13 protein-coding genes are annotated in these 14,606 nt (G+C 70.2%); 9 read left to right on the top strand and 4 right to left on the bottom strand.

All coding sequences use genetic code 11. The features are described 5' to 3' along the window. Window positions 1-11: 11 nt before the first annotated feature. Genes CW359_RS19565 through CW359_RS19555 form a run of 3 tightly spaced genes read left to right on the top strand, consistent with a single transcriptional unit; the run spans window position 12 to window position 3,432 of the window. Window positions 12-1,679: a PHP domain-containing protein gene (locus CW359_RS19565; RefSeq protein ID WP_105971257.1), complete on the top strand. Its 1,668-nt coding sequence runs from the start codon at window positions 12-14 to the stop codon at window positions 1,677-1,679. Window positions 1,680-1,690: 11 nt separating this feature from the next. Beyond that, complete coding sequence (locus CW359_RS19560; protein ID WP_105971256.1) at window positions 1,691-2,548, top strand: hypothetical protein; 858 nt, start codon at window positions 1,691-1,693, stop codon at window positions 2,546-2,548. A 32-nt stretch (window positions 2,549-2,580) separates the two neighbouring features. Beyond that, entirely contained in the window at window positions 2,581-3,432 is an 852-nt protein-coding gene (locus tag CW359_RS19555) for a PaaX family transcriptional regulator (RefSeq protein WP_105971255.1), read from the top strand. Here CW359_RS19555 and CW359_RS19550 read toward each other — a convergent pair. From CW359_RS19550 to CW359_RS19535, 4 genes are all read right to left on the bottom strand, one after another. After that, the gene (locus CW359_RS19550) at window positions 3,423-3,878 is read right to left on the bottom strand and encodes a MaoC family dehydratase (RefSeq protein ID WP_105971254.1); all 456 of its coding nucleotides are present in this window, start codon (window positions 3,876-3,878) and stop codon (window positions 3,423-3,425) included. The two genes, CW359_RS19555 and CW359_RS19550, sit on opposite strands and share 10 nt — an antisense overlap. Before the next feature lie 97 nt (window positions 3,879-3,975). After that, window positions 3,976-5,481 (bottom strand): acyl-CoA synthetase, encoded by a 1,506-nt coding sequence (locus tag CW359_RS19545; RefSeq protein ID WP_105971253.1) that lies wholly within the window; start codon window positions 5,479-5,481, stop codon window positions 3,976-3,978. A 53-nt stretch (window positions 5,482-5,534) separates the two neighbouring features. After that, complete coding sequence (locus CW359_RS19540) at window positions 5,535-6,419, bottom strand: amidohydrolase family protein (protein ID WP_105971252.1); 885 nt, start codon at window positions 6,417-6,419, stop codon at window positions 5,535-5,537. A 2-nt stretch (window positions 6,420-6,421) separates the two neighbouring features. Beyond that, window positions 6,422-7,339 carry an SDR family oxidoreductase gene (locus tag CW359_RS19535; RefSeq protein ID WP_105971251.1) on the bottom strand — a complete coding sequence of 306 codons (918 nt, stop codon included), beginning with the start codon at window positions 7,337-7,339 and terminating at the stop codon, window positions 6,422-6,424. 218 nt (window positions 7,340-7,557) lie between these two features. Between CW359_RS19535 and CW359_RS19530 the strand changes: the two genes are divergently transcribed. The 6 genes from CW359_RS19530 to CW359_RS19505 all read left to right on the top strand — a co-directional run bounded on the left by CW359_RS19530 (window position 7,558) and on the right by CW359_RS19505 (window position 14,598). Next, window positions 7,558-7,983 carry a MarR family winged helix-turn-helix transcriptional regulator gene (locus tag CW359_RS19530; protein WP_105971250.1) on the top strand — a complete coding sequence of 142 codons (426 nt, stop codon included), beginning with the start codon at window positions 7,558-7,560 and terminating at the stop codon, window positions 7,981-7,983. A gap of 136 nt (window positions 7,984-8,119) precedes the next feature. Further along, window positions 8,120-9,466 carry an MFS transporter gene (locus tag CW359_RS19525; RefSeq protein WP_105971249.1) on the top strand — a complete coding sequence of 449 codons (1,347 nt, stop codon included), beginning with the start codon at window positions 8,120-8,122 and terminating at the stop codon, window positions 9,464-9,466. Next, on the top strand, window positions 9,463-10,842 hold the full coding sequence (locus tag CW359_RS19520) for an alpha/beta hydrolase family protein (protein WP_105971248.1): 1,380 nt from the start codon (window positions 9,463-9,465) through the stop codon (window positions 10,840-10,842). Before CW359_RS19525 ends, CW359_RS19520 begins: the two co-directional genes overlap by 4 nt. Then, complete coding sequence (locus CW359_RS19515; protein WP_105971247.1) at window positions 10,839-11,582, top strand: IclR family transcriptional regulator; 744 nt, start codon at window positions 10,839-10,841, stop codon at window positions 11,580-11,582. The genes CW359_RS19520 and CW359_RS19515 overlap by 4 nt, the downstream gene beginning before the upstream one ends. A 186-nt stretch (window positions 11,583-11,768) precedes the next feature. Beyond that, window positions 11,769-13,022 (top strand): L,D-transpeptidase, encoded by a 1,254-nt coding sequence (locus CW359_RS19510; protein ID WP_232838474.1) that lies wholly within the window; start codon window positions 11,769-11,771, stop codon window positions 13,020-13,022. Between the two features lie 184 nt (window positions 13,023-13,206). Further along, on the top strand, window positions 13,207-14,598 hold the full coding sequence (locus CW359_RS19505; RefSeq protein WP_105971245.1) for a glycoside hydrolase family 16 protein: 1,392 nt from the start codon (window positions 13,207-13,209) through the stop codon (window positions 14,596-14,598). The last annotated feature ends 8 nt before the right edge of the window (window positions 14,599-14,606 follow it).

The raw sequence follows: 14,606 nt of genomic DNA, 5'->3' as shown, positions 1-14,606 counted from the left end.
CCCACACGACCATGACAGAGCAGCAGCTGCCTGCCTGGGCCGACCCCGCCGTCTCCCCCGCCGGTCTCGACGCCCAGGGCGTCTCCCGGCGTCAACTCCTGCACCGGGCGGGCCTGTTCGGCGCCGCCTTCGCCGCCGGTTCGCTGGCCACGCCCGCCGCCGCCTCCGCCGGACCGCGCCGGCTCGGCGGCAGCGACCCGCGGCTCGCCTATCTCGTCGGCGACCATCACATCCACACCGTGTACAGCCACGACGCCAAGTACACGTTCTCCCAACTGGCCGCCGCCGGTGAGAAGTTCGGCCTCGACTGGATGGTGTTCACCGAGCACTCCAACTTCGGGCACGCCCAGTACGGGGCGCCGCTGGAGCACGCCGAGATCCTCAAGGCGCGCAGGGAGAACCCGCGTCAGCTGATCTTCCAGGGCCTGGAGTGGTACATCCCGGGCGCCGAGCACTGCACGGTGTTCTCGCCTCCCGGCAAGCACGAGGTGGACCTGCTCACCAAGTTCGAGAGCGCCTACGACGGCAAGCTCCTCGGCTACACGGAGGGTTCGGCGGGCGCCGCCGACACCGCCCGCAACGAGGCGCACGCCGTCAAGGCGATCAAGTGGCTGGCGGAGCAGCGCCGTACCGGATACGTGGACGACGTGCTGGTCCTCGCCAACCACCCGATGCGCCTGGGCATCGACTCGCCGCACGAGATGCGGAACTGGCGGGACGCGGCCCCGGAGATCATGATCGGCATGGAGGGCGCCCCCGGCGCCCAGGGCGCGGCCCTCCCCGGCTGGCGCGGGGCGACCTCGATCCGCGGCGAGTACGAGAACAAGCCCTCGGCGCAGTCCTGGGCGGGCTATCCGGCGGCCGGGTATCTGACGTACGGCGGTTTCGACTGGGCGACCGCGACGGTCGGCGGGCTGTGGGACTCGATGCTGGCCGAAGGCAGCCTGTTCTCGATCACCACGAACTCCGACGCGCACCGGATCGTCTTCGACACCTGGAAGAACGGCGACTGGCCGGCCGGGCAGAACTTCGACAACACCGGCAAGCTGCCCGACCCGGTGAACACCGACACCCCGCAGCCCGGCAGCGACTTCTGGCCCGGCCAGTTCAGCCGCACCCACGTCGGCGTCACCGGCTACGGCTACCGTGCGGTGATGCAGGGCATGCGCGCGGGCCGGGTCTGGCTGGACCACGGCCACCTGCTGGACGGGCTCGACGTCCGGCTGACCCGGGACTGCGAGTTCGGCCGGGGTGTCACCCTGGGCGGGCGGCTCCGGGTCCGCAAGGGCGAGAAGCTGACGCTGAACATCACCGTGACCTCCGCCTCCCGCCTCAACCCCCAGGGAATCCTCCCGGAGTTGGCGCACGTGGACGTCATCCGGGGCGCGGTGCGCGGACCGGTGACCGACCGGGACACCTGGCAGGCGCCGGACACGAAGGTCGTCAGGTCGAAGGACGTGTCGGGCCGCAAGGGGACGTACACCCTGCGCGTGCCGATCACCGCCGCCGACGAGTCGTTCTACGTCCGGCTGCGCGGCAGCGACGGCAACCGGCACGGCGCCGGTTACCTCGGCGCGTCGATCGACCCGCACGGCCCGATCCCGCACGAGCCCGGAAACGGTGACCCGTGGGCCGATACGTGGTTCTATTCGAACCCGGTGTTCGTCGACGTCGTATAGGTGGCCGACTGATGAAGCGTCAACTCCTTTCCCTGACAGTGCTCTTGGGCCTTTCCGGAGCGCTGGCTCTCGGCGGCGGGACAGCGTCCGCAGCCGACACACAGTGGACGGAGACCGGCGCGACACAGGTCGAGACCCTGGGCAGCGGTCAGGGGCTGGCGTCCCGTGCGGACGGCACGCTCCTGTACCGCGGCCTCACCTCCATCCCGCTGGATCTGCGGATCGCGGGCTGGGGGCACATCGGTGACCCGGACATCGCGAACGGGTACGTGTTCGATGCCTACCAGGGTTCGGACACGGCCACGTCCAAGATGTTCGCGGTCACCACCCCGGCCGGGCAGCGATACCAGTACGTCCACACGCTCGACTCGGGCGAGAAGCTGAACAACTCCTTCGCCACCGTCTCGCCCGACAACCAGTGGCTGGTCTCGGGCGAGTGGGGCGACCAGACCCGCCTCCAGGTGTTCCCGGCCCCGCTCCTCAACGCGTCCACCCCCGCCACGGGCGGCACGCTGGCACAGGCCGGGCAGATCACCCTCAACAAGACCGTACGGGATATCCAGGGCTGCGACTTCGTCACCGCGACCCGGCTGATCTGCGCCTCGGACGACGACTCGGGCACCCTGTTCCCGGAGATCCGCCCGCTGCTCCAGGTCGACCTGGCCCGCGCGCTGGACGGCAAGGCGGTCACGGGCACCGTCACGAGCCTGTTCGCTCTGCCCCAGCGCAGCAGTTGCTCGGGGACGGCGTTCGAGGCGGAGGGCGTCGACTACGACGTCAACAGCGGCACCCTGCGCGCCCAGGTGATCCAGCCCGGCATCTGCGCACTGGCGACCACCGTCTACTCGTATCAGCAGGTCACGGGCTGACGAACTGATCGGCGGGGCGTACCGTTGGCCGCGTGACCACCGAAGAGTCGCTGCGACCGCAGTCCCTGATGCTGGCCTTCCTGGGCGACCAGGTGCTCGGTCGTGACGTCTGCGTGTACTCGGGCAGCGTCATCGACGTGTTCGCCCGGGCGGGCATCGGCGAGCAGGCGACCCGCTCCACGCTGACCCGGATGGTGAGCCGCGATCTGCTGCGCCGCCAGCGCGAGGGCCGCCGCATGTACTTCGGGCTGACCGGGCGTTCGGCGGCGGTGCTCGCGGACGGCGAGCGGCGCATGTGGCAGACCGGCGCGGTCAACCGGCAGTGGGACGGCACCTGGACGCTGCTCGGCTTCTCCCTCCCGGAGTCCTGGCAGCGCCAACGCCACGATCTGCGCTCGCAGTTGACGTGGAGCGGCTTCGGCCCGCTGTTCAACGGCCTGTGGATCGCGCCGGGCGAGGTCGATGTCGCCGCCCTGGTGGCCGAACTCGGCCTGTCCGCCCATGTGAAGGTGTTCCGGGCGCACGCGGACACGGGCATGGACATCGGCGCGATGATCGAGGAGACCTGGGAACTGTCCGAACTGGCCGCGCGCTACGAGGCGTTCGTACGGCGCTGGCGGCCCTGGGTGACGGATCTGCCCGCGGCGGACGACGCCCTCTCGCTGCGCCTCGTCATCCAGGCCGAGTGGCTGGGCATCATCCGCCGCGATCCACGCCTCCCGGCCAAGCACCTCCCGGACGACTGGCCTGCCGAACCGGCCGAGAAGACGTTCCGGACGGTGTACGACCGGCTCACACCACTCGCCCAGGACGCCTCGGAACGGCTGCTCGACCTGGTGCCCGTGCGCGGGGACGGCGACAACGAGGGTGCGGATCAGGCGTAGAACCGCGACAGGCTCTGCAGCACCGCCGCGGGCTTCGGGGCGCCCTCGATCTCGATCGTGCCGTCCACGGTGATCTGCACGCCGCCCGGTACGTCCTCGACGTCGGCCAGCCTGCCGACCAGGCGGATCTTCGAGCCGACCTTCACGGGCGAGGGGAAACGCACCTTGTTGAGGCCGTAGTTGACCTTCGTCGTCACGCCCTGGACGTCCAGCAGCTCGGTGAAGAGCGGGATGAAGAGGGAGAGGGTGAGGTAGCCGTGCGCGATGGGCGCCCCGAAGGGGCCCTCGGCGGCCTTCTCCGGGTCGACGTGGATCCACTGGTGGTCGCCGGTGGCGTCGGCGAAGGTGTTGATGCGTTCCTGGGTGACCTCGATCCACTCGCTCGTGCCGAGGTCTGTGCCGGCGAGCTTCTTGAGGTCGTCGATGCCGTTGACGGTGATGCTCATATTGCGTTCCTTAGCTGGGAGTTGGGCTGAGATTGAGTGTTGTCCGCGGGGCGGTGGGGGCTGGTCGCGCAGTTCCCCGCGCCCCTTGGGGGCGCGGCTACGAACCCGTGCCGTAGGCCTTGCGTACGCGGGCCTTGAGGAGCTTTCCGGAGGCCGTGCGCGGGAGTTCGTCCGCGATGACGAGCGACTTCGGGATCTTGTACTTGGCCAGCCGCCCGGACAGCGAGGCGAGCACCTCGTCGGCGTCCAGGGCCGCGCCCTCGCGCGGCACTACGACCGCGCGCGGCACCTCGCCCCACTTCTCGTCGGCGACGCCGATGACCGCGCACTCGACGATGTCGGGGTGGGCCAGGAGCAGGTCCTCGATCTCGGCGGGGTAGATGTTCTCCCCGCCCGAGATGATCATGTCCTTGATGCGGTCGACGATGAAGACGTAGCCGTCCTCGTCGATCCGGGCGGCGTCCCCGCTGCGGAACCAGCCGTCGGTGAAGGAGGCGGCCGTCTCCTCGGGCAGCCCCCAGTAGCCCGGCATGACGTGCGGCCCGCGGACCACGATCTCGCCGGGTTCGCCGACCTCCGCGGGGGTGAGGTCCGGCCGGACCACCCGGACGTCGCTGAAGAAGTGCGGTACGCCCGCCGAACCGGCCTTGCTGATCGCGTGCTCGGCGTCCAGGAAGAGGGTCCCGGGCGAGGCCTCGGTCATGCCGTAGCCCTGGAGGAAGGTGAGCCCGCGCTCCTGGAACCTGGCGATCAGCGGGGTCGGCACCGGTGAGCCGCCGCAGGACAGCATCCGCAGCGAGGACAGGTCGGCGTCCGCCCAGCGCGGATGTCTCGCCACATGGTCGAACATCGTCGGCACCCCGAACATGAAGGTGATCCGGTGCCGTTCGATCAGGTCGAAGGTCTCCTCGGGGACGAAGGACTCGACCAGGACGCACAGCCCGCCCTTGAGCAGCACGGGCAGGGTGAGCATGTTCAGCCCGGCCGTGTGGAACAACGGGGCGGAGACCAGGGCGCGTTCGTCGGTGATGACGTCCTGGTCGACGAGGACGTTCACGGCGTTCCAGGTCAGGTTGCCGTGCGTGAGCATGGCCCCCTTGGGCCGGCCCGTCGTGCCCGAGGTGTACATGATGATGCAGGTGTCGTCGGCGGTCACGGGCGCGTCGATCGGCTCGGCGGAGGCACCGGCGAGCGCCGCCTCGTACTCGGCGCCGACCTCGACATACGTACGCACGTCCGTGTTGCCCGGCAGTCCGGCGACGAGACCGGCGTGTGAAGGACCGTAGACGAGGGCCTTGGTGCCGGAGTCGGCGAGCTGGTAGGCGATCTCCGGGCCGGCGAGGCGGGTGTTGAGCGGGACGAAGACGGCGCCGAGCGTGCCCGCCGCGAACAGGGTCTCCAGGTAGGAGGGGTGGTTCGGGCCCAGGTAGGCGATCCGGTCACCGCGCCGCACACCCTTCTCGCGCAGGGCGTGCGCGAGGCGGGTGGTGCGCTCGTACAGCTGCGCGTAGGTGAGTGTGGTGTCGCCGTGGATCAGGGCGGTGCGTTGGGGGGTCTTGCGGGCCCGGCGGGCGGGCCAAGACCCCAGTCCCTCGTTGCGCATCGTTGCGCCCCTCTACGAGTTACGAGATACGAGTTGCGGTGCCAGGACTGTGGTTATGGCTTGGTGAGGCCGAGCAGGCGGGCCGCGTTCTCCTTGAGGATCTTCGGCCGGACCTCGTCCTTGATCGGCAGCTTCTCGAAGTCGGCGAGCCAGCGGTCCGGGGTGAGGACCGGGTAGTCCGAGCCGAAGAGGACCTTGTCCTTGAGCAGGGTGTTGGCGTACTGCACCAGCTGCGGCGGGAAGTACTTCGGCGACCAGCCGGAGAGGTCGATGTGCACACCCGGCTTGTGCGTGGCGACGGCGAGCGCCTCGTCCTGCCAGGGAAAGGACGGGTGCGCCAGGATGATCTTCATCTCGGGGAAGTCCGCCGATACGTCGTCCACGTGCAGCGGGTTCGAGTACTTGAGGCGGATTCCGCCTCCGCCGGGCACCCCGGCCCCGATGCCGGTCTGGCCGGTGTGGAAGAGGGCGATCGTGCCGGTCTCCTCGATCACCTCGTACAGCTCGTACGCGACCGAGCGGTCGTTGGGGAAGAAGCCCTGGATGCTGGGGTGGAACTTGAAGCCCCTGACCCCGTACTCCTCGACCAGCCGCCGGGCCTGCTTCGCTCCCGCCCGGCCCCGGAAGGGGTCGATGGAGGCGAAGGGGATCAGCACGTCCGGGTTGGCGGCGGCGGCCTCGGCGACCTCCTCGTTCGGGACGGGCGCGGTGCCGGTCGCGGACTCGGCGTCGACGGTGAAGATGACGGCGGCCATCTTCCGCTCCCGGTAGTACGCGGCGGTCTCCTCCAGCGTCGGCTTCCGCTTGCCCTCGACCTTGAAGTAGGCCGACGAGGCGTCGTGGAGGTCGTCGGCCAGGGACGAGGTGCCCTTGGAGGAGATCTCGGCGTGGGTGTGGACGTCGATCGCGACGAGTTCCTCGACGTTGAGGTCCGTCATGGTCAGGCCTCCGGGAACTTGGGGGCGGGGATGCCCACCGACTGCGGTTCGGCGCCGACCGAGGTGGGCCAGGCGTCGGCCAGGGCCTCCGGGGTCCAGCCGCCGTCGGCGTACGCCGTCTTGATCTCCTGCGGATGCGACCAGAGTGCCACCTTGTCGCCGCCGATGCCGATGGCCTGGCCGGTGATGCCCCGGGCGGCCTCGGAGGCGAGGAAGGCGACGAGGCCGGCGCAGTCCTCGGGGGTGCCGAAGCCCTCGCCCTTGCGCAGGAAGGCCGGGAACGGCTCGCCGTTCTTCAGCGCCTCGACGTAGGGCGCGAAGGCGGGGATCGTCTCGGTCATGGCGGTGGCGGCCACCGGCACGATCGCGTTGACGGTGATGTTCGCGCGGCCCAGCTCCATCGACCAGGTACGGGCGAAGGCGGCGATGCCTGCCTTGGCGGCGGCGTAGTTCGTCTGGCCGAAGTTGCCGCGCTGTCCGGCCGGGGAGCCGACCAGGATCAGCGTGCCGCCCTCGCCCTGCTCGCGCATGCGTACGGCGGCGGCGCGGGCGCAGGTGAAGGTGCCCTTGAGGTGGGTGGTGATCACCGCGTCGAAGTCGTCGTCGGTCATCTTCCACAGCACCTTGTCGCGCAGGATGCCCGCGTTGGTGACCAGGATGTCGAGCCGCCCGAACTCCTCCACCGCGCGGTTCACGAGCCGCTCGGCGGCCTCGGTCGTGCCGACCGGAACCACCTCGGCGACGGCGGTGCCACCGGCCGCGGTGATGGACTTCACGGCCTGCTCGGCCACGTTCTCGTCGACGTCGTTGACGACCACGGAGGCGCCGGCGGCGGCGAGAGCGTGCGCGTAGGCGAGGCCGAGGCCCCGGCCACTGCCGGTGACGACGGCGACCTTGCCGGTCAGATCGATGCTGGGCACGAGGGGGGTCCCTTCACAAGACGACGGCTCACAAGACGAATCCGCTACGGGATTGAAGCTAAGAGCAATAATTGTCGACGTCAATAGTTGTTGATGACATACGGGTGAGTCATGCTGGAATCTGCAGGACAGACCGACCCAGGGAGCCCGCCATCACACGCCAGGACGTCACCCCCAACGCCACAGGCCCCAACCCGATCGACGCGGACGAGCCCTGGATGCGCGGGCTGCACGCCGACACGGGCTATCTGCTGTACCGCCTGGGGCTGCGCTCGGGGCAGTTGTTCAACACGTTCCTCCAGGAGTCCGGCCTGCGCCTGCGCCACTACGCGGTGCTGCGTTTCCTGAGCACCGCCGAGGGCGCGCTCCAGCGCGAGCTGAGCGCCCAGCTCGGCTACGACCCGTCCGCGATCGTCGGCCTGGTCGACGACCTGGAGAAGCAGGGCTTCGCCGAGCGCCGCCCCTCCCCCGACGACCGCCGCAGCCGCATCGTCGTCCTGACCGAGGACGGCCGCGCCTTCCTCCGGGACACCGACGAGGCCGGCCAGCGCGTGACCAACGACCTGCTGGGCCCCCTCGACCAGGCAGAACGCGCCTCCCTGCACACCCTGCTCCAGCGGATCACGGAGGACGGACTCGGCTGACGCGGGTGATGCGGGGCGACTTAATGTTGTGCATGTTATTGACTGCCGCATGATCGATGCCTAACTTCACCCGGACACCGGTTCGATCCCCACACCGGTGACGTCCCCCCACGGCATCGGCATCAGGGAGCTTCCCGTGCAGCCAATCCGCTCGTCCCCCGGCTCCACCCGGGAGTTGCGCCGCGTCGCGCTCTCCGGACTGCTCGGCACGACCGTCGAGTTCTACGACTTCCTCGTGTACGGCACGGTCGCCGCGCTGGTCTTCGGCGAACTGTTCTTCCCGCAGGCCGACCCCGCGGTCGGCACGATCGCCGCCTTCGGCACCTTCGCCGCGGGCTATGTGGCCCGGCCGCTCGGCGGCATCCTCTTCGGCCACTTCGGCGACCGGCTCGGCCGCAAGTCGATGATGCTGATGACGATGACCCTGATGGGCTGCGGCAGCTTCCTCATCGGGCTCCTGCCGACGTACGACGCGATCGGCGTCTGGGCGCCGGTCCTGCTGGTCGCCCTCCGGGTCGTCCAGGGCCTGGCGATCGGCGGTGAGTGGGGCGGCGCGACCCTGATGGTCGTCGAGCACGCCGAACGCACCCAGGGTTCCCGGCGCGGCCTGTGGTCCAGCTTCACCCAGCTCGGCGCCCCGCTGGGCTCGGTGCTCTCCGCCGGAGTGGTCACCCTCGTCGCGACGCTCCCCGACGACCAGTTCCGCTCCTGGGGCTGGCGCGTGCCGTTCCTGCTCAGCTTCGTGCTGCTGGGCGTCGGCCTGTTCGTGCGGCTGCGGGTCGCGGAGAGCCCGCTGTTCGCCGAGGTCAAGCGGGAACGGTCCGCCACCCCGCCGATCTTCGAGGTGCTGCGCCGCCCGAAGCCGGTCCTGCTGGCCTGCTGCGTGGGCATCGGCGCCTTCACCGCCCAGTCACTGCTGACCGGCTTCATGATCTCCTACGCCACCGGCAACGGTTACAGCAGGTCACAGGTCCTCACCGCCGTGACCATCGCCTCCTGCGTGGCGCTGGTCGTGCTCCCCACGGCAGCCGCGCTCACCGACCGCGTCGGCCGCCGCCCGGTGGTCCTGGCCGGCGCCCTCGCCTCGGCCGCGCTCGCCTTCCCCGTCCTCGCGCTGGTCGACTCCGGCTCGCCCGGACTGCTGATCCTCGCCCTGGTCCTCGGCCACGGCATCGCCCAGTCCACGATGTACGGGCCGCTGGGCGCCCTGTTCTCCGAGATGTTCGGCACCCGGGTGCGCTACACGGGCGCCTCGCTCGGCTACCAGGCGGCGACCCTGGTCGGCGCCGGGTTCTCGCCGCTGATCGCGAGCAGCCTGCTCGCCTCGAACGGCGGTGGGAGTACGCCGGTGTCGCTGCTGCTGTGCGGCGGCGCGCTGATCACCGCGGTCACCGTGTGGCGGATGCGCGAGACGAACACCGACACCCTCGGCTCCGCCGCCCTCCCCCAGGAAGCCCCCACGCCCGAAGGGATCCGCCCGTGAACCCGCGCACCCTGGTCCTCCTCGCAACGGCGTTACTGGCCACGCCCGTTCTGTCGGCACAGGCGGCCACGACCACGGCCCCCGAGCACGTGGAGGGTCAACTCCCCTCCGGCGCCGCCTACTTGATGGACGTACCGGCCGACTGGAACGGCACGCTCCTGCTGTTCAGCCACGGTTACCGCCCCGCCGGAACCCCCAGCCCGGCCGAGGACGCACCGACCCCGGCGGTACGACAGCTGCTGCTCGACGCCGGTTACGCGCTCATCGGGTCGTCGTACGCCACGAACGGCTGGGCGGTCACGGAGGCCGTGCCGGACCAGCTGGCCACGCTCGACCTGTTCACGGAGCGGTTCGGCGAGGCATCGCGGACGATCGCCTGGGGCCGGTCCTACGGCGGCCTGGTGACCACGGCCCTGGCGGAACGGCACGCCGACCGCTTCGACGGCTCGCTGTCGATCTGCGGTCTGGTGCAGGGCGGGGTGGCCAACTGGAACAGCACGCTGGACCCGGTCTTCGCGCTGCGCACCCTCCTCGCCCCCGACTCGGGCATCCGGCTCACCGGCTTCGCCGACCGGTCGGCGGCCCGCTCGGCCGCGAGCACGCTGGCCGCGAAGGTCACCGAGGCCCAGGGAACCCCGGAGGGCCGGGCTCGGATCGCGCTCGCCGCGGCCCTGCACAACATCCCCGGCCACAACGACGCCTCGCAGCCCGTCCCGGGCCCCACGGACTGGAACACCCAGCAGGCCAACCAGTACGCGGCGGTCACCGGCCTGATCCTCAACCCGGCGTTCAGCTGGCGCCAGGAGGCGGAAACCCGGGCCGGCGGAAACCCGTCCTGGAACACGGGGGTCGACTACACGCGGATGCTGCACCGGTCCTCGGTATACAAGGAGGTGACCGAGCTGTACAAGGAGGCGGGACTCTCGTTGCGCGACGACCTGAAGGCACTGGACAGGGCGCCCCGGATCAGTGCGGACGCCAGGGCGACGGCATGGATGAGCCGTACGAGCGCGTTCACCGGCCGCCTCACGGACCCCCAACTGAACATCCACACGACCGGCGACGCGCTGATCCCCGTACAGGCGGAGAGCGCCTACCGGCGGACGGCGACCGCGGGCGGCTCGGGCGCACTGCTGAGCCAGGCGTACGTCGACGGCCCCGGCCACTGCACGTTCACTCCCGGGGAGACGGTGGCCGCCGTCCGCACCCTGGAGCACCGCCTGGACACGGGCCGCTGGGACACCTCGGCGCGGACCCTCAACTCCCGCGCGGAGCAGGCGGATCCGACGACGACCGGACGCTACGTCACACACCGCCCGACGGAGTACCCCCGCCCCTACGACCTGGCGCGACCCCCGGGAGCTGCCCGCCCATGACCACCCGCTCCGCGCCCGACCGGCTGCTGTCCGTGCTCAGCGCCTTCGACCACGAGCACCCGGCGCTGTCCCTCACGGACATCAGCCGACGGGCCGGGCTGACCCTGACCACCACCCACCGCCTGGTGGCCGCCCTCACCGACTGGGGCGCCCTGGAGCGGGACGAGGCCGGCGTCTACCACGTCGGCCTCCGTCTGTGGGAGGTCGCGGCCCTCGCCCCACGCGGTCTGGCGCTGCGCCAGATCGCGCTGCCGTATCTGGAGGACCTGTACGAAGCGACGCACGAGAACGTGCAGTTGGCGGTACGGGACGGCGGCGAGGTCGTCTACATCGAGTGGCTGTCGGGCCGTTCGGCGGTAGGGGTCCACATCAGGGTGGGCGCCCGCTGGCCCCTGCACGCCACGGGTGTGGGCCTGGTCCTGCTGGCCCACGGCGACCCGGACTTCCAACAGACCTACTGCAACGCCCAGTTGGCAGCCTTCACGCCGCACACGATCACCGACCCGACCAGACTCCGCCGACTCCTGGCGGAGGTCCGCCGGACGGGCGTGGCGGTGAGCAGCCGCCAGGTGACGGACGACGCCCTGTCGGTGGCGGCCCCGGTACGGGGGCAGGGCGGCGGGGTGGTGGCGGCGGTCTCGATCGTGGTCCCGCAGGCGGACGCCCAGGTCCCGGTGCTGGTCCCGGCGGTAAGACTGGCGGCAAGAGGCATCTCCAGGGCCCTGGGCTGGCGCCCCTGAGGGGCGCGGGGAACCGCGCGAGAAGCCCCACGGCCGCGCAGCCAAAACACAAGCCGCTCCCCCACCCCACCCGTCCTTACCGGAATCTCAGACGGCAGCCCCCCTTTTCAAAGAACAAACCCATACAGAAAGCGCACCATGCACGCGCAGCATCGATCACTCCTGATCGTTCCAGAAAGGCGTGCCGTGGGCGTTCCGCACATACCGAACCCGTCCGAGCCGAGCGGACAGGACCCGGCCACCTGGTCCCGACGCGGAATCCTCGCCGCGCTCGGTGCCGTTCCGGCCGCCGTCGTCCTGACCGGCTGCAGCGGTTCCGCCGACGCCTCGGCGACGACCGAGGCGAGTGCGAGCGCGTCGGCGAAGGCCGCCAGGGCGAGGCAGGCCGTCGTCACCGTCACCCCCGCCGACGGCACCCGGCACGCCGACTTCGCCACCCCCGTCGAGGTCACCGTCACCGACGGCACCCTCGCCTCCGTCACGGTCACCGGCGGCGACGGCAGCGTGCTGGCCGGGACCCTCGACGCGGCCCGTACGAAGTGGACGTCCAGCGGGAACCCGTACTCCGGGACGACGTACAAAGTGTCGGCGCAGGTCACCGACGCCGCCGCGCACACCGCGACCTTCACCACCGCCTCGCCGTCGGCCACCTTCGTCGGGTACTTCACGCCGGAGGCCGACTCCACCTCCGGCGTCGGCATGCCGGTGTCGATCAACTTCACGGAGGCGGTCACCGACCGGGCCGCCGTCCAGAAGGCGATCACCGTGACCGCCGAACCGGCCGTCGAGGTGGTCGGACACTGGTTCAGCGACACCCGGCTCGACTTCCGCCCGGAGACCTACTGGGCCGCCGGTACGAAGATCACCCTCGGGCTGCGCCTCAAGGACGTCGAGGGTGCCGACGGGGTCTACGGCACCCAGTCCAAGGACGTCACCTTCCACATAGGCCGCGAGCAGATCAGCACCGTCGACCTGGCCGCGAAGACGATGACCGTACGGCGGGGCGGCGCGACCACGGCCACCTATCCCGTCTCCGGCGGCGACGCCGAGCACACCACCTGGTCCGGGATCATGGTGATCAGCGAGCGCTTCAAGCAGACGCGGATGGAGTCGTCGACGGTCGGGCTCGGCGACGAGTACGACATCTCCGACGTCCCGCACGCCCAGCGCCTGACCACCTCCGGCACCTTCGTGCACGGCAACTACTGGGCGTCGACCTCGGTGTTCGGCAGCACCAACACCAGCCACGGCTGCGTCGGCCTGCACGACACGAAGGGCGCGAACGACACCTCCGTACCGGGCTACAAGTTCTACGACAGCTCGATGCTCGGGGACGTGGTGATCGTCAGGAACTCGGGCGAGGTGACGGTCGATCCGGCGAACGGGCTCAACGGCTGGAACCTGTCCTGGGCGGACTGGAAGACGGGCAGCGCCCTCTGAAGTCCGCCTTTCCCTAGCACATTCATGTCTTCATCGGGTGAACTCACCTGTGGCGGAAGGAAATTCTGGGTTTCACCTCTTGACGGCCGGAGCCACCGGGAGCACATTGGGCCCACTTTGAGAGCGCTCTCAAGCCTTCTCGAAGACACCCGCGCTCACTTCCCCGTACCCGAGAGGCACCCCCATGAGTGAATCCTCCGGCATACCCAGACGGCGACGGGCTCTCGTCGCCGTGCTGAGCACCCTCGGTCTGGCCGCCGCCGTGGCGACGGCGGCCACCCTCCCCGCCGGCGCCTCCGCGCCCACACCCCCCACCGGCTGGACGCAGGTCTTCGTCGACGACTTCAACGGCACCGCCGGGACCGGTGTCTCGACCACCAACTGGCAGTACTCGACCGGGACTTCGTATCCCGGCGGGCCCGCCAACTGGGGCACGGGCGAGATCGAGACGATGACGAACAGCACGAACAACGTCTCGCTCGACGGCAGCGGCAATCTGCGGATCACCCCGATCCGTGACTCCGCCGGCAACTGGACCTCGGGCCGTATCGAGACCAACCGCACCGACTTCCAGCCCCCGGCGGGCGGCAAGCTGCGCGTCGAGGCCCGGCTCCAGGTGCCGAACGTCACCGGGGCGTCCGCGCTCGGCTACTGGCCCGCCTTCTGGATGCTCGGGGCGCCCTACCGGGGCAACTACCAGAACTGGCCGAGCGTCGGCGAGATCGACATCATGGAGAACACCCAGGGCCTCAACACCATCTGGGGCACCCTGCACTGCGGTACGAGCCCGGGCGGCCCCTGCAACGAGACGACCGGCCTCGGCGGTACGACCACCTGTACCGGCACCACCTGCCAGGCCGGCTTCCACACATACAGCATGGAGTGGGACCGCTCGGTGACCCCGGAGGCGATCCGCTTCTACGTCGACGGCACCAACTACCACACGGTGACGGCCAATCAGGTCGACGCGACGACCTGGTCGAACGCCACCAACCACGGCTTCTTCATCATCCTGAACGTGGCGATGGGCGGCGCCTTCCCGGCGGCGTTCGGCGGCGGCCCCGACGCCAACACGGTCTCCGGGCGGCCGATGGTCGTCGACTACGTCCAGGTCCTCCAGTCGACCACCGGCGGCGGTACGACCACTCCCCCGCCGACGGGGACCCGGGACGCGTACAGCGCGATCCAGGCCGAGTCGTACAACAGCCAGTCGGGCACCCTCACGGAGACCACCACCGACACCGGCGGCGGCCAGAACATCGGCTCGCTCGCCAACGGCGACTACGCGCTCTACCAAGGCGTCAACTTCGGCTCCACGGCGGCCACTCAGTTCGTCGCCAGGGTCGCGAGCGGCGCGAACACGGGCGTGAGCGGACTGGTCGAGGTACGCCTCGACAGCCGTACGAACGCACCGATCGGCAGCTTCTCGATCGCCAACACGGGCGGCTGGCAGAGCTGGCGGACGGTACCGGCGAACATCAGTTCCGTCACCGGCACGCACGACGTCTACCTGACGTTCACGAGCGGTCAGGCGCAGGACTTCGTCAACGTGAACTGGTTCAACTTCGGCCACTGAGACAGGCG

The organism is Streptomyces geranii (assembly GCF_002954775.1).
Lineage (GTDB): Bacteria > Actinomycetota > Actinomycetes > Streptomycetales > Streptomycetaceae > Streptomyces > Streptomyces geranii.
This window is presented reverse-complemented; position numbering and strand designations above follow the sequence as displayed.